This window comes from Aquificaceae bacterium, from assembly GCA_037481935.1.
GTDB lineage: Bacteria > Aquificota > Aquificia > Aquificales > Aquificaceae > Pampinifervens.
Genome location: JBBFKQ010000004.1, coordinates 171562 through 184498 on the forward strand (window position 1 = coordinate 171562; position 12937 = coordinate 184498).

General features: G+C 46.6%; 12 protein-coding genes, 1 tRNA gene and 1 CRISPR repeat array. Of the genes, 5 read left to right on the top strand and 8 right to left on the bottom strand.

The genetic code is table 11. From position 1 onward, the window contains the following. Nucleotides 1-16: 16 nt before the first annotated feature. The 3 genes from polX to mqnE are packed head-to-tail and all read left to right on the top strand — an operon-like array spanning nucleotide 17 to nucleotide 3335. Nucleotides 17-1765 carry a DNA polymerase/3'-5' exonuclease PolX gene (gene polX / locus WHS43_05350; protein MEJ5339063.1) on the top strand — a complete coding sequence of 583 codons (1749 nt, stop codon included), beginning with the start codon at nucleotides 17-19 and terminating at the stop codon, nucleotides 1763-1765. 35 nt (nucleotides 1766-1800) lie between these two features. Further along, nucleotides 1801-2214 (top strand): hypothetical protein, encoded by a 414-nt coding sequence (locus WHS43_05355; GenBank protein ID MEJ5339064.1) that lies wholly within the window; start codon nucleotides 1801-1803, stop codon nucleotides 2212-2214. 11 nt (nucleotides 2215-2225) lie between these two features. After that, the gene (mqnE, locus tag WHS43_05360) at nucleotides 2226-3335 is read left to right on the top strand and encodes an aminofutalosine synthase MqnE (GenBank protein ID MEJ5339065.1); all 1110 of its coding nucleotides are present in this window, start codon (nucleotides 2226-2228) and stop codon (nucleotides 3333-3335) included. On the opposite strand, the gene WHS43_05365 is transcribed toward mqnE, so the two are convergent. The 4 genes from WHS43_05365 to WHS43_05380 form a co-directional block, all read right to left on the bottom strand. Next, nucleotides 3326-4207 carry a DUF86 domain-containing protein gene (locus WHS43_05365; GenBank protein ID MEJ5339066.1) on the bottom strand — a complete coding sequence of 294 codons (882 nt, stop codon included), beginning with the start codon at nucleotides 4205-4207 and terminating at the stop codon, nucleotides 3326-3328. The genes mqnE and WHS43_05365 overlap by 10 nt on opposite strands. 10 nt (nucleotides 4208-4217) lie before the next feature. Beyond that, a complete protein-coding gene (locus tag WHS43_05370) occupies nucleotides 4218-5018 on the bottom strand; it encodes a TIGR00282 family metallophosphoesterase (GenBank protein ID MEJ5339067.1) in 801 nt (266 codons plus the stop codon). 7 nt (nucleotides 5019-5025) lie between these two features. Then, nucleotides 5026-5112, bottom strand: a tRNA-Leu gene (locus WHS43_05375). Nucleotides 5113-5129: 17 nt separating this feature from the next. Then, on the bottom strand, nucleotides 5130-5678 hold the full coding sequence (locus WHS43_05380; protein ID MEJ5339068.1) for a hypothetical protein: 549 nt from the start codon (nucleotides 5676-5678) through the stop codon (nucleotides 5130-5132). On the opposite strand from WHS43_05380, the gene metG reads away from it, so the two are divergent. Further along, nucleotides 5677-7170, top strand: a complete 1494-nt coding sequence (metG, locus tag WHS43_05385) for a methionine--tRNA ligase (protein MEJ5339069.1) — start codon at nucleotides 5677-5679, stop codon at nucleotides 7168-7170. The two genes, WHS43_05380 and metG, sit on opposite strands and share 2 nt — an antisense overlap. A gap of 82 nt (nucleotides 7171-7252) precedes the next feature. Continuing rightward, nucleotides 7253-8207: a CRISPR direct-repeat array (repeat unit 29 nt; unit sequence GTTTCAACTCCACACGGTAGATTAGCAAC). A gap of 199 nt (nucleotides 8208-8406) precedes the next feature. Further along, the gene (locus WHS43_05390; protein MEJ5339070.1) at nucleotides 8407-8655 is read left to right on the top strand and encodes a chromosome segregation protein SMC; all 249 of its coding nucleotides are present in this window, start codon (nucleotides 8407-8409) and stop codon (nucleotides 8653-8655) included. Between the two features lie 92 nt (nucleotides 8656-8747). Here the strand turns inward: WHS43_05390 and WHS43_05395 are convergent, their stop codons facing one another. The 4 genes from WHS43_05395 to WHS43_05410 form a co-directional block, all read right to left on the bottom strand. Next, nucleotides 8748-9386: an MBL fold metallo-hydrolase gene (locus WHS43_05395; GenBank protein ID MEJ5339071.1), complete on the bottom strand. Its 639-nt coding sequence runs from the start codon at nucleotides 9384-9386 to the stop codon at nucleotides 8748-8750. After that, nucleotides 9386-10768, bottom strand: a complete 1383-nt coding sequence (locus tag WHS43_05400) for an NADH-quinone oxidoreductase subunit N (GenBank protein ID MEJ5339072.1) — start codon at nucleotides 10766-10768, stop codon at nucleotides 9386-9388. The genes WHS43_05395 and WHS43_05400 overlap by 1 nt, the downstream gene beginning before the upstream one ends. A 3-nt stretch (nucleotides 10769-10771) precedes the next feature. Continuing rightward, nucleotides 10772-12247, bottom strand: coding sequence for a NuoM family protein (locus tag WHS43_05405; protein MEJ5339073.1), 1476 nt, complete (start codon nucleotides 12245-12247; stop codon nucleotides 10772-10774). 3 nt (nucleotides 12248-12250) lie between these two features. Continuing rightward, nucleotides 12251-12937 (bottom strand): NADH-quinone oxidoreductase subunit L (locus tag WHS43_05410; protein MEJ5339074.1); only part of this gene is annotated, 687 nt, incomplete at its 5' end.

Genomic DNA, 12937 nt, shown 5'->3' on the forward strand with positions numbered 1-12937 from the left:
TCCTAAATTTTAACCTATGGAGAAAAACAGAGAACTTGCCAGAATCTTTGATAGGATGGCGGACATGCTTGAATTTCTGGGAGATAACCCCTACCGTATAAACACCTACAGAAGGGTGGCTGAGGTTCTCTCAGAGCTTGGTGAGGATGTGGAAGAGCTGGTGCGCACAGGAAAGATTCACCAGATACACGGCATAGGACAATCCAGCGTAGAAAAGATACTGGAATACCTTCGCACAGGAAGAGTTGGGGCTTACGAGGAACTGAGGCAGAAAGTGCCGGAAGACCTTCTTGAGCTTCTTGAAGTTCCGGGGGTGGGCGTAAAGACTCTGAGACTTGCCTATGACAGGCTCAAGGTAAGAAGCAAGGAAGACTTTATAAGGGCAGTCAGGAGCGGGCAGCTTGCTTTCCTTCCAGGAATGGGAGAAAAGAAAATTCAGAACATAATGAGGGGTCTGGAGCTGTGGGAAAAAAGCAAGGAGAGGATGACACTTCTACAGGCTTACGAGCTTGGACAGGAGCTTCTGAAGTATTTTGAGAGCGTAAGAGACCTCTATGAAAACATAGAGCTTGCTGGAAGCCTGAGAAGAAGAAAGGAAACCGTAGGTGATATTGACCTTCTCATCTCTGCAAAAAAAGATAACTGGGCAAAACTCCATGGGCACTTTGTGTCTTACGGAGGCGTAAAAGAGGTTCTCCTTCATGGAGAAACCAAGTCAAGCGTGGTGCTTCAGGAAGGCAGGCAGGTGGACTTCAGAACAGTAGAACCCCATCAGTGGGGTGCAGCTCTTCAATACTTTACAGGCTCAAAGGAACACAACGTGAGAGTCAGGGACATAGCCAGAGCTAAGGGGCTCAAGATAAGCGAATATGGAGTTTTCCGTTCAGACACGGAGGAGTGGATAGGAGGAAGTACCGAAGAAGAGGTCTACAACCTGATAGGCATGCAGTGGATTCCGCCAGAGCTGAGAGAAAACACAGGGGAGATAGAGCTTGCCCTTGAGGGGAAACTGCCAAGGCTTGTGGAGCTAAAAGATATAAAGGGTGACTTCCATATGCACTCAAACTGGAGCGATGGACTTCACAGCCTTGAGGAAATGGCGGAAGCCTGCTATCAGCTTGGATACCAGTATATGGTTATAGGAGACCACTCCCAATCCGCACGGGTTGCAAACGGCCTTGACCCAGCCCGCTACAGGGAGCAGTTCAAACTGGTAGAGAGGTTAAACCAGTACTACAATCCAAAGGGCTTTTACATACTGAGAGGCTGTGAGGTGGACATACTGCCTGACGGTTCTCTTGACCTTCCAGACGAACTCCTTGAGGAGTTTGACTTTGTGGTAGCTTCCATACACTCAAGGTTCAATCAAGACAATACTTACAGAATACTCAAAGCTATGGAAAGCCCCTATGTGAACCTTATAGGCCACCCAACGGGAAAGGCCTACGGGACCAGGGAAAGCTACCCCCTTGACATGGAAAAGGTAATAAGAACCGCAAAAGAGACTGGAACTGCCCTTGAGCTAAACACCTACAGGGCTGACATCTCACCGGAGAACATAAGGAGGTGCATGCAGGAGGGTGTTACCATAGCCATTGTTACTGATGCTCACTCTGTAAAACATCTCTCATACATGCAGGTGGGTGTTGGTCTTGCAAGGAGAGGCTGGGCAATTCCTGAGCTCGTTCTGAACACGAAAGACCTGCATGGTGTAAAGGACTTTGTAAAGCGTAAAAGAGAGCTCATGCTGAGTGGAAAATACTGATTGCCCCGCATGCAAAAAGGCTTATAATCGTAAGTATGGCACAGCTTGTCAGCCCTGAGAACCTTCATGCCCTTGTAAGGCACGAGATAGGTGAGTTAAAGAGATTGAAAAAAGACCTCTCTCTTGTAGAACATATCCCCGGTGTAGATAATTTCTCAATTTTGTTGCTATACAGTGAACACCTTTCAGAACAACACCTTGAGAGCATATCTAAGTCCATGAGAGAGTCAGACGTAATAGCTCAGCTGGGGTTCTATATAATCTGCCTGCTTCCCGGCACAAGTAAGGAAGGAGCCATCCACCTGGCAGAGGGTATCAGGGATTTTCTGGGTGAAGAGGGCTATTACATTGTGGTCACCTACCCAGAAGACGGAGAAAGCTACGAAGATTTAATTGATTCCCTCAAACTATATTCTGAACAGAAGGGCAGACCTATACCAATAAACTGAAGGAGGAAAGCATGCAGTTAGAGTCGCTTATAGAAAAAAGCTCTGCAAAAAGTTTAAAATCCATAGGCGAAAAAGTGCTTGAAGGCAAAAGATTGTCCTCTGAAGATGCCATAAGGCTCTTCTACGAAGCAGACCTCAGTTATGTTGGTGCCCTTGCGGAGTGGGTAAACAGGAAGAAAAATAGCAATTTTGCCTACTTTATAGTCAACAGGCAGATAAACCCCACCAACATATGCGTCTATCAGTGCAACTTCTGCAGTTTTGGAGTTACAAAGTCAGACCCAAGGGCCTATGAGATGAGCCTTGAGGAGGTGCTCAGGAAGGTTGAGGAGACTCAAAGGATGGGTGGTAAGGAGGTTCACATAGTTGGTGGAATACCACCTCACTGGAAGTATGAGGAATATGTAAACCTTGTGAGGGAGATAAAAAAGTCTTTTCCCCATATGGTTGTAAAGGCATGGACTGCCATAGAGATACATCATATGAGCAAGATATCGGGCAAGAGTTATGAGGAGATTCTTACTGAACTCAAGTGGGCGGGACTTGATGCCATACCAGGCGGTGGCGCAGAAATATTTTCAGAAAGGGTTAGGAAAATCATAGCTCCATACAAGGCCAACGCAGAGGAATACCTCCAGGTTCACAAAACAGCACACAGGCTCGGCATTCCCACCAACGCTACCATGCTTTACGGACACCTGGAAACCTATGAGGAGAGGGTTGAGCATATGGAAAGGCTCAGAGACCTTCAGGACGAGACCGGTGGTTTTCAGGTTTTCATACCACTGGCCTACTGGCCAGAGGGCACAAGGATAGGTGGAAAAAGAACATCTTCTGTTGACGACCTCAAGACCATAGCCATAGCAAGGCTCTTTCTGGATAATTTTGACCATATAAAGGCATACTGGGTCACTCTTGGCGAAAGAGTAGCACAGGTAGCTCTGAACATGGGTGCGGATGACCTTGATGGAACCATTCAGGAGGAGAAGATAGTGCATGCAGCGGGAACAACCTCTGCCCTCGGACATACAAAAGAAAAACTCATAAAACTCATAAGAGGTGCGGACAAGATACCGGTGGAAAGAGATACCTTTTACAATCCTGTGGCCATCTATCCCTGAGGCTTCTGCCTGCTTTCCAGCAGGCTCTTCAGGCTCTTTGATATCTCTCTCACCACGGGCTCTATTTTATCCCTTACTTCCACAAGGCTTCTGTAAAGTTCTTCCGGACTTACCTCCCAGGTGCTTATGAGCCTGTTTTTGAGGTTGGTCATACGGAAAATGTCCATGTAATACTCCTGGGGAATAACGCCCACCTCTACCAGCTTTGAGAGGCAGTCGTCTCCAAATTTTTTGACACCAAACTTGGGTGCCAGATGTTTACATATGTCAAAGAGGCTGTCGTAGGCCACCTGATAGAAGTATTTCACCCTGTCGTAATACATGGGCGTCTTTGAAAACTCTTCAAAACCCTGAGACAGAACAAAGTCTATCTTCTTTAGGGATTCTTTTATGTGCCTTGCCTTTTCGTTGAGTAGTTCAAAGTCTATTAGCAGAGGGTTGTTTGTCTCCTTTTTTATGAACTCCACCACAGCCTTTGCATAGTCCTTGAAAAGGTGCAGAGACCTGCTCAGAAAGTCGTAGAGCTCTTCCGGGGGGAGAGCCTCCTTGAGGTCGCGGTGCTTTATGTAGAACTGGCTGAGTTCTCCCAGGTCCTCCACCTGAGAAAGGCCAACAAACTCACCCACCTTCTGCAGACAGTCCTTTGAGGTAGTTTTTATGTTGTAAACTGTCGAAAGATGTCTGCAAACTCTCATACAGCTTTCAAAGGCCAGGTTGAAATCAACCCTCACCTTATCTTGCAGGAGCTTGTTTTCAACGAAGTCTTCCCTAACACAGCTGAGGTTCTTTTTCAGGTCCGTGTATGCCTTCTCGAGCTGAGTAAAGCTCTCCAGTATAAGGCTTATCTTTGGCTTTTTCTGCCTTTCCTGCATGTGTATAAATTTATACTTCTCTAAGCTCTTCTCTTGTTATGTATTGCTGAAGGCGTTCAATGCTTCGCGCTTTACCTGTGCGGTCATCCACTTCAACCAGAATGGCGTTAACCACCACATCCTCCTTCTCTTCTACTTCATACTTCTGGGGTATTCCCCTTGTAAACCTTTCTATCGCCTCCTTTGGCTTCATGCCTATGGCAGAATACCAGCATCCTGTCATACCTACATCACTCACATAAGCTGTGCCCTTTCTCAGTATTATCTGGTCTGCAGTGGGAACATGTGTATGCGTTCCGTATACCAGACTTGCCCTGCCATCCGTATAAAGTGCAAAAGCCCACTTTTCAGAGGTGGTTTCTGCATGAAAATCAACGACTATGAGGGGGGTTTCTCTGTAAAGTTCTTCGTAAAGTCTGTCAAAGAGAAGGAAAGGATTGTCAAGGTTTGAGTCCAGAAGGGACCTGCCCATAAGGTTTATTACCGCAAACTTCACACCCTTTTTTTCGTAAAGACCATAACCTTTACCGGGCACACCGCTAGGGTAGTTGGCGGGTCTGAGAAGTGTGTCTGTCTGGTCTATAAACTGGTAGACCTCCTTCTTGTCCCATATGTGGTTTCCCGATGTCATTACATCCACACCAAGGTTGAGGAGCTCCTCGTAAACCTTTTTTGTTATTCCAAATCCGCCGGCTGAGTTTTCAACATTTACAAGCACCACATCTGCAAGGTCTCTGTATCCAGCAAGATAATACCTGAGTGCTTTCCTGCCGGGCTTTCCTATTATGTCTCCAAACACGAGGAATTTCATGGCCTTATGGTGCGGGTGGAGGGAGTTGAACCCTCACGGGCGTAAGCCCACTGGATCCTGAGTCCAGCGCGTCTGCCAGTTCCGCCACACCCGCTGAAGAAATATTATAATTCAATCCTCCTTAGCCTTCAGTCTGAACTTGTATCCCTTCACGTTTAGAGTAAGTTTGTTTATATCTCTGGGAATTTCTGGAAAATACACAAAACCTCTTAGCCTGGCACCACCCTGAACTTCACCGAATATAAAGGCTCTGTTCACAATGTCGGGGTATGATTCATTTCTGGGGAAGGTGTAATATGGTGACCACCACAGCCCAAAGGGTGAGCTCCAGTAGCCAAACCCGAGACCAATACCCATGCGGTAATCCCTTCCCAACATGCTTATCACATCTCTGGGTTCAACTGGATTGTATTGATTACCCTTCTCGTCTATCAAAAATACATCCTCTCTTGCCACCTTGACCGTTTGTGAACCGCGGTTTTCTATCTCAATGTATATGGGCAGCACATATCTATCAAGGTCTGAGGGATAGTATTTCCACCGGTTCATCTCTACCCTGACTGTCAACCCATTGGAAAGGTCTGATGGACCCTCCAGCGTCCATGTCTTCACTGCACAGCCAGAAAGGAGAAGAGTCAGAAGGAGCAGAAGGGCTCTCATGCTTTATAATATAGAGCTCATGAAGTTCTATGTCACTACTCCCATTTACTATGTTAACGATGTCCCTCACATAGGGCATGCCTATACCACAGTAGCTGCCGATGTGCTTTCCAGGCATTACAGAAAAAGAGGGTATGAGGTTTTTTTCCTTACCGGGACCGATGAGCATGGTCTGAAGATACAGAGGTCTGCAGAAGAAAAGGGCATTAGCCCACAGGAACTTGCAGACCAGAACTCTGAAAACTTTAAGAAGCTCTGGGAGTTTATGGGCATAAGTTATGACAGGTTTATAAGAACCACAGACAGGGAACATAAGGAGCTTGTCAGGGAAGTTTTTGTGAAAAGTTATGAAAGGGGAGACATCTATCTTGGAGAATACGAGGGCTGGTACTGCGTTGGCTGTGAGGAGTTCAAGCCCGAGGGTGAGCTTTTAGAGGGGAAGGTCTGTCCCATACATCTAAAACCCTGCGATTACATAAAGGAACCCTCCTACTTTTTCAGGCTGTCAAAGTATGAAAACATACTTCTTGAATTCTACGAAAGCATGCCAGAGTTCATAATGCCTGACTACAGGAAAAATGAGGTGAAAGCCTTTGTCAGACAGGGGTTGAGAGACCTATCTGTTACAAGACCGAGAAACAGAGTAAGATGGGGAATAGAGGTGCCCTTTGACCAGGAGCATACCATATACGTGTGGTTTGACGCTCTTTTTAACTACGTTTCTGCAATCAGGGACAGGATGCATCTGTGGCCTGCAGACCTTCATCTGGTTGGAAAGGATATTCTACGCTTTCATGCAGTCTACTGGCCTGCCTTTCTTTTCTCTGTGGGCCTTGAGGCTCCCAGAAGAATCTTTGCCCACGGATGGTGGAAGGTGGAAGGTCAGAAAATGTCAAAATCTCTGGGCAATGTGATAAATCCCTACCACTTTGTCAAAGAGTGGGGGCTGGATGAGGTAAGGTATTTCCTTCTGAGAGACATGCCCTTTGGAGAAGATGGAGACATAAGAAGGGAGGCTATCCTGAACAGGCTCAACGGGGAGCTAGCCAATGAAGTTGGAAACTTATTCAGTAGAGTAATGGCAATGGATATAAAGTATCTTGGGGGTAAGGTCTCGGGGGAAAGAGATTCTGAGTATGAAAATGTTGCCCGTGAAGTAGTTGATGACTACGACAGATATATGCAAAAGGTCGACTTTTACAACGCATTGGAGACTGTGCTGAGGCTTTCTTCTTATCTCAACAAGTATGTGGACTCAAAAGCACCATGGAGTCTTGCAAAGACGGATGAACTTGCTTTGAGAAAAGTTCTCTACACGCTTACCGATGGTATACATCTTCTGGCAAACCTGCTTGAGCCCTTCATGCCGGGCAAGATGGGAGAAATCTTCAGAGCTATGGGATGTGAGCCACTGCAGGGGGAGTTAAAGCCATACGCAAGGAGAGAATACCTTGTGAAAGATAGGGTAATACTCTTTCCAAAGAGGGAATGAGAAAAAACTGGTGTAGGTTTTTAGCTTACGCAGAGAAGGGCCGACCGTAAACTTTATGAAGTTATGAGCCTATAGCTCACATGAGAAACTTCCACACGGTAGATTAGCAACGCCCTTCCGAGAGAGTTCGCAAAAAGCACGTACGCTGTTTCAACTCCACACGGTAGATTAGCAACCAACAGAGAACTCATGAAACGCTTTAAGCTGACAGAGAGCAGTTTCAACTCCACACGGTAGATTAGCAACAATCTGTAATAGTCCAATCCATGAGGATAGTATAGAGTTTCAACTCCACACGGTAGATTAGCAACAATTCTACGCCAGCTCAAATTGATGAGGCGGTTAATCTAGTTTCAACTCCACACGGTAGATTAGCAACGAGTATCTGTTTCTACTGCGGCGACTGGTAGTATAAGAGTGTTTCAACTCCACACGGTAGATTAGCAACCCACAGGACAAAACCCTAAGAACCTACATAAGACAGGTTTCAACTCCACACGGTAGATTAGCAACATACTGGAAGAAAACTTTCAATTGATGTTATCTTTTAGTTTCAACTCCACACGGTAGATTAGCAACTGTAGCCGTGCCTCTATTCCAACCCGAAAAATTAAGTTTCAACTCCACACGGTAGATTAGCAACTAAGTATCCTTTCCTGCATTGCTTCCCATCCACTTCTGTTTCAACTCCACACGGTAGATTAGCAACGCATTCATGAGAGTATACAAAGATAATTTCTGGTTCAGTTTCAACTCCACACGGTAGATTAGCAACTTCTGACACAACAAACGAACAGGTGCTGTATGTAAACGTTTCAACTCCACACGGTAGATTAGCAACGGTAAACAACAAAACCTACTTCTCAAAACAGTCCTTCTCGTTTCAACTCCACACGGTAGATTAGCAACTTGAATTCAAGAAACACAGCATACTGAAGACTTTTGTTTCAACTCCACACGGTAGATTAGCAACAAGCTTTGAGCAATTGCTTCAAGCACTAAAAGAACGTTTCAACTCCACACGGTAGATTAGCAACCCTAAATCGGTATGTAAAAAATAATAAGAAACATCAAGCCTTTTGTCAACCCCCCACCCTTTCAAAAGGGGGTTATTTGCCAGAAGTCGGAGGTCATGCAGGCTTGAGTGTGTTATTGTCAAGTTCAAAGCCTTGCCTTTCAACGCTCAGAAGCATACGCCATACGGCCGTAAAACCGTAAAGCCATATGTATGGTCGTATGGTCATACGGTTGTATGGCATAATAAAGACTATGAAAGGCAGGGCTCAGAAAAAGGGAAAATACAAAAAGACTACCCTTCTCTTGCCCTACGACCTGTGGGAAGAGCTTCGCATAGAGAGCATCAGAAAAGGCATACCCATGGGCGAGCTGATAGCCCTGAAAATCAATCAGCTTAAGGAGTTAAGGCACAAGAGTGTAATTCTGGAGGCTGACGAGCATGGTTTTCTCAGGTCTTCAGGGCAGTAAAGACCCTTCCAATGTAGAGGAACAGCATGCCCTATTCAGCTGTCAAAATGTCATGGAGCCTTATGGCTCCAGATTATCCCTCATGTATCATATCACACTTTCAACAGCTCTCGCAAGTATGGGTTGAACTTTCTTTCGTGTCCTATGGTGGTCTCCTCGTAGTGTCCGCATACTACCAGCACATCGTCCTCAAGCTCTGAAAATATGCGATGCAGAGATTTTTTGAGGTCTTCAAGGCTTCCGCCGGGGAGGTCCCACCTGCCTACTCCACCCCTGAAGAGGAGGTCTCCCGCAACGAGAGTCTTGCTACTTTCTTCGTAAAGACAGCACAGTCCTGGGGTGTGTCCGGGGGTGTGGATTGCTCTCAGGCTTGTTTTTCCCAGACTAATACTCATTCCGTCCTTGAGGTATACATCTGGCTCTGGGCAGGGCAGGTTTGCACCTATCTGCCTTTCAAAGCCAGGCCATATGGGGTCGTTTATCAGAAAGAGGTCCGCAGAGTGCATGTAGAAGGGGGCCTTAAACTTCTCTTTCAGGGTTTTCACCTGACCCACGTGGTCTATATGTCCGTGGGTGGCTATGATTGCCACAGGCTCATATGGCTCAAGCTCTCTGATTATCTTCTGGGCGTCAGCCCCCGGGTCTACCACCACTGCCTGCCCTGTCTCCTCGTCCACAATAAGGGAGCAGTTTACAGAGAGAAGTCCCACGGGCAAAACTTTCAAAAGCATCAGAACCCTATCAGGTCGTAGAGAAGATGGGGGAATATGCCAAGAAGAACTACCAGAATGGAGCAAAGCAGTAGCGTAAAGGCTTCACCACCGGAGACCCTCGCTGGAGGAAACCTTTTCTCATCCTTTTCCAGGAACATGGAGACTATTACTCTGAGATAATACCCTGCAGATATGATGCTTGCAAGCACAAGGGCAAAGGCCAGGGGGAAAAGCATGGTATTTACAAGTCCAATAAAAAGCCCCAGCTTGCCCACAAAGAGAGCCATGGGTGGTATGCCGATAAAGGCAAAGAGAAAGAGGGCAAAAAGGGATGCAAGAAAGGGATGCTCTCTGAAAAGCCCTCTATAGTCGAGCATATGGTGGGAGAAGCCAGACCTCTTTTCAAGCACAGCCATCAGGGTAAAACTGCCAAGGCTAGCGAAGGCATATAGGGAAACATAGAAGAGAAGAGCCTTCTGAAGCTGTGGGTCTACCGTGCTTATGCCCAGCAGGAAGTAGCCGGCGTGCGCAATGGTAGAGTAGGCGAGAAGCCTCTTAACCGACCTCTGGGCGTATGCCACAAGGTTGGCATAGAACATGGAAAGCACAGAAAGCACTGCCACCAGAAGGAGCCACTGCTTGAGGTGGTAAAAGTATCCGAGAAGCTGGACAAGGAGGAAATAGAGAGCCACCTTTGGGACTGAAGACAGATAGCCCGTTATGGGGGTGGGTGCACCCTCGTAGGCGTCAGGAGTCCAGAAGTGATAGGGAACTGCTGAAGCTTTGAGGGCAAGGGCGGAGAGCAGAAGAAGCATGGAAAGCACAAAAAGGCTGTTTTCATCTCTGTATTCCCTGAAGAAGAGGCTTCCCGTGCTGGCGTAGTAAAAGGCTGAGCCCAGGGCAAGCATAGAAGTGCCAACAGAACCCATTATCAGATACTTGTAGCCTGCCTCCTTTGAGAGATATTCTCCCTTCAGAAGGGAAACCATCAGATACATGCCAACACTTGCAAGCTCCAGAGAAAGAAAGAGAGCCACAAGGTTCGCCGAAGATATGAGTATGGAAAGTCCGAGGGTTGAAAGAAGAGGAAGGTATGAGAGTTCCGTATAGACGGAGTCTTTCTTCTCATAGTAGTCTTGCATGGAAAAAAGCACAAGGCTCGTAAGTATGTAAAGGACCGCCTTTCCAAGAAGGTTGAGAGAGCTTACCTCAAAAAGACCAAAGAGAGCCTTTGCAGGATAGGAGACAAAAAGCAGGCTTATGAGGGATACCACGGGCACAAATGCTGAGATTGTTCCAAGAAGCCTGTAGTGCTTTTTCTGAAGAAAAAGGTCAAGGACAAAAAGAAGGAGGATACCCAGAGAAAGCACCAGCTCGGGAATTATAGCGTTCCAGTTCACTTCTCAACCTCCAAGCACATATCGGGAAGTCTGCTCAATGATTTTCACAAAGGGATATGGGTAAAGACCCATTATAAAGGCAGAGGCTATGATGAGTATGAAGGAAAGCATGTGGTGGGTCTCAAGGTCTTTCAGATGTTTCCATTTTTCAAGCCTGTATTCTGAAATGGTCTCCTCTTCAAACATGACCCTCTTATACATATAGAGGAAGTATGCCGCAGACAGCACCACGCCAACACCTGCTATGAAAGCCCAGAGGGGGAAGTTTTTGTAGGTGCCGAGGAAAACGAGGAACTCCGCCACAAAACCTGCAAGTCCCGGAAAGCCTATACCTGCAAGCCCTGAAATCATGAACAGAACTGCCAGCTTTGGCACATATCTTGCAAGCCCTCCAAGGTCGTCCATATGGTAGGAGTGAACCCTGTCGTATATGAAACCTGCGGACATAAACAGCGCCGCAGAAGATAGCCCGTGAGCAATCATCATGTATATGGCTCCATTGAGGGCGTTCAGGTCCATGGCAAAGGTGCCAAGGGTCACCACTCCCATATGGCTTATAGAGGAGTATGCTATTAGCCTTTTTATGTGAGTCTGGGCAATAGCCATCATGGCCGTGTAGATTATGGCCACAAGGCTCAGGAAAAAGATAAGAGGAATAAAGTATTTGCTTGCATCGGGGAAAAGGGGAAGAGAATAACGCACAAAGCCAAAAGTGCCCATCTTCAGGAGCACTGCAGCCAGTATCACCGAGCCTGCGGTGGGTGCCTCTACGTGGGCATCAGGAAGCCATGTGTGGACTGGCCACATGGGAATCTTGACCGCAAAGCCCAGACCAAAGAGCAGGAAGGCTGCAGTCTGGAGTATCATGGGGTAAGAAAAACCCAGATGGAAGGTGTAGTCAAAGGACAGCTTGCCCGTCATTATGTAGCCGTAAACCACTATACTGGCAAGCCCCAGTAGCAGAAAAACACTGCCGAAGAAGGTATATACGAAGAACTTGTTGGCTGCGTAAACCTTTCTGTCGTGTCCCCACATACCTATGATGAAATACATGGGTATGAGCATACCCTCCCAGAAGAGGTAAAAGAGGAAAAAGTCAAGGGCGGAAAAGACTCCAAGGCATGCAGTCTCAAGTGCAAGAAAGAGGGCAAAGTAGAGGTTTGGTCTGTCTTCCACCCTGAGAGACCAAAGAAAAGCAACCACAAAGACCAGAGAGGTCATGAGAAGTAGGGAGATTGCCATCCCGTCCACACCCACATGGTAAGAGATTCCAAGAGAAGGAATCCAGTCAAATCTTTTTACATACTGAAAACCCTGAGCGGACCAGTTAAAGTTGAGAAAAAGGTAAAGGACTATCAGAAACACCACTGAAGATATACCCAGAGAAAGGATTTTGGAAAACTTCTCCTTTCTGACTATAGCAGTTAGCACTGCACCCAACAGAGGCAGGAATATGGCTATGCTCAGAAGGTTTTCCATCTTTTACCTCCAGAAAATTGTTATGAAAAGAAGAAGGAGAAAACCAGCGGCTATAAAGAGAGTGTAAAGGTTCAGCTTGCCAGCCTGCAGGGCTTTCATGAAGCCGCCTGCACTTCTTACCGCTGGGTAGGTGGCATTTACAAGACCGTCTATGAGCTGTCTCTCTGCAGTCATGTAAAGAATTTTAGAGTAGAAAAGATAGCCGCCAGCAAGCACTCTGTGGTAAAGCCTTTCAGTGAAGAACTGTTCTTTGAAGGCAGTATGCAGAGGTTTTAGGGCCTCATAAGCCCTCTGAGGGTCAACAAGACCCCTAATGTAGACAAGATAAGCCACAAGTATACCAGCCACACCCACAAGCACAGACAAAAGAGCAATATCAAAATGAAGCTCCTTCTTCACACCAAGCACACCACCATACCAGCCCTCAAAAAACCCAGCCACAACTGCCATAACTGAAAGCACAAGCATAGGAACAACCATCACAGAGGGACTCTCATGAGGCTCTCCCTCATGCTCATGCCTGAAATACTCCCTGCCATGAAACATCACAAACCCCTCCCTGAATATGTAATAGGCCGTCAGAAAACTTACCACAGAAACAAGAACACCCCAGAAAAAACTCACCTCGTAGGCAGTTGCCACTATAAGGTCTTTACTCCAGAAACCAGAAAGAGGAAAAATACCAGCCAG